Consider the following 2,003-nt stretch of genomic DNA (forward strand, 5'->3'; position numbering starts at 1 on the left):
CCTCGTTGGTGCGGGGATGGTCTCGCGTGGGGAAATGGCCTTGATTATCGCTCAAATAGGCTACCAATCCAAACTAATCAGTGATGATTACTATTCGGCAATTATCACTGCCATTATCCTAACAACGTTATTAGCACCATTACTACTCAAACATGCGGCTCGTCATATAAACTACTAAAACATCTTAGCGGTATGACACCCCTTCTCTGTGAAAAATAACTACTAGATTTCATCGAGATATTGCCTAGTTTAATTAAGCACTAAATTATATAATATTGGTTATAATGGAGGATTAGTTATTTGATACAGCTTGTAAAAGAAAAATTTGACGTTACTCGTTTGCGATTTGTTTTACTCGGCCTGCTTGTGGGTTTAATGAGTGGCACCGTTGTTAGCTTATTTCGCTATTGTATTGAGATAGGGCTGCACTATAGTCGATTGGTATATAGATACTTACGAATCGCGCCATTTGTTTGGTGGGAATGGGCATTGTTGATTGGCATCAACCTTGGTTTAGCTTTAATTGTGGCTCGACTTCTCAAGAGAGAACCTTATATCTCTGGTTCCGGAATTCCGCAAGTTGAAGGTCAATTGGCTGGCGAATTGGAAATGCACTGGTGGTCAATTCTTTGGCGAAAATTTATCGGTGGTATTCTGGCATTGGGACCTGGATTATTTCTCGGACGAGAAGGACCGTCGATTCAATTAGGTGCGTCAGTTGGTCAAGGTTTCGCTGCTGGGTTTAAGTTATCAGGAACTGATCGCCGACTGCTAATTGCATCAGGCGCCGCTGCTGGATTAGCAGCGGCGTTTAATGCTCCCATTGCTGGAACTCTATTTGTCTTAGAAGAGATTTACCATAATTTTTCACCGCTGGTTTGGTTAACAGCATTAGCCGGAGCAATTGGTTCAAATTTTATCTCGCTGAATGTTTTCGGACTTGTTCCCGTGTTACATTTAAATTATTCACGTAGTTTACCAGTATCAAATTATTGGCACTTAATTTTACTCGGCATTGTTTTGGGATTGTTTGGTTACTTATATCAACGGGTCTTGTTAGTTATGCCTCGGTGGTATCATCAACTGACACATTTGCCACGCCCAATACAAGGTATCGTACCATTTCTGCTGGTAATCTTAGTTGGTTACTTTTCGCCAAATTTACTCGGTGGTGGTAATGGATTAATTGTTGGATTTGGCCAGTATGTTCCACCTTTGTTTGTACTAATTGCAATTTTTATTATACGATTCGTCTTTTCAATGATTTCATATGGTTCCGGATTACCTGGCGGTATTTTTTTGCCGATTCTTTCTTTAGGTGCTGTGATTGGTGCGGTTTATGGCGTCTTAATGAATCAATTAGGATTATTATCGCATGTCTATATCATGAACCTAATCATTTTTTCCATGGCCGGTTACTTTGCTGGAATTGGAAAAGCTCCCTTCACAGCTATCTTGCTGGTAACAGAAATGGTTGGCAATTTAACACATTTAATGCCATTAGCAGTCATATCGTTAACTGCTTACCTTGTTGTTGATTTATTAGGCGGTGCACCAATCTATGAAGCATTGCTTAAGCAGATGACAATGCCTAAAACTGTTCAGCAACTTCATCGACCTGATCATTTGGAAATACCGGTTTTCTTTGGCAGTCCCTTAAACGGCAAAATGGTCCGAGACATGCCATGGCCTAAAGAAGCACTGCTCATTGGAATCCGGCGTGGTGAACAAGAAGTGATTCCACATGGTGACACCTTGATTCATGAAGGTGATACGTTAGTACTGTTAACTGATACAACCCAACGAACCCGAGTTAAACAACGGATTGATGCATTATTAGCAACTTTAGAAAAAAAACACCGAGACTAAGTTAATAGGCAAATTGGTCTATCATAATAATAAATATTAGATTAAGTGGGTCCGTTGCCAGACATAAACATATTGGGAAACTATATACAAATACGGCGAAGTACGAAAAACGCTGAAAAAGAATTAGTTGAACC

At 40.0% G+C, this 2,003-nt stretch carries 2 protein-coding genes; both read left to right on the forward strand.

All coding sequences use genetic code 11. The features are described 5' to 3' along the window. The coding region (locus QUF07_RS13755) for a cation:proton antiporter domain-containing protein (protein WP_289428182.1) at positions 1 to 178 on the forward strand (178 nt) is incomplete at its 5' end. Positions 179 to 300: 122 nt separating this feature from the next. Next, the gene (locus tag QUF07_RS13760; RefSeq protein WP_003561289.1) at positions 301 to 1,869 is read left to right on the forward strand and encodes a ClC family H(+)/Cl(-) exchange transporter; all 1,569 of its coding nucleotides are present in this window, start codon (positions 301 to 303) and stop codon (positions 1,867 to 1,869) included. The last annotated feature ends 134 nt before the right edge of the window (positions 1,870 to 2,003 follow it).

Source organism: Lentilactobacillus sp. TOM.63 (assembly GCF_030361045.1).
Taxonomy (GTDB): domain Bacteria; phylum Bacillota; class Bacilli; order Lactobacillales; family Lactobacillaceae; genus Lentilactobacillus; species Lentilactobacillus dabitei.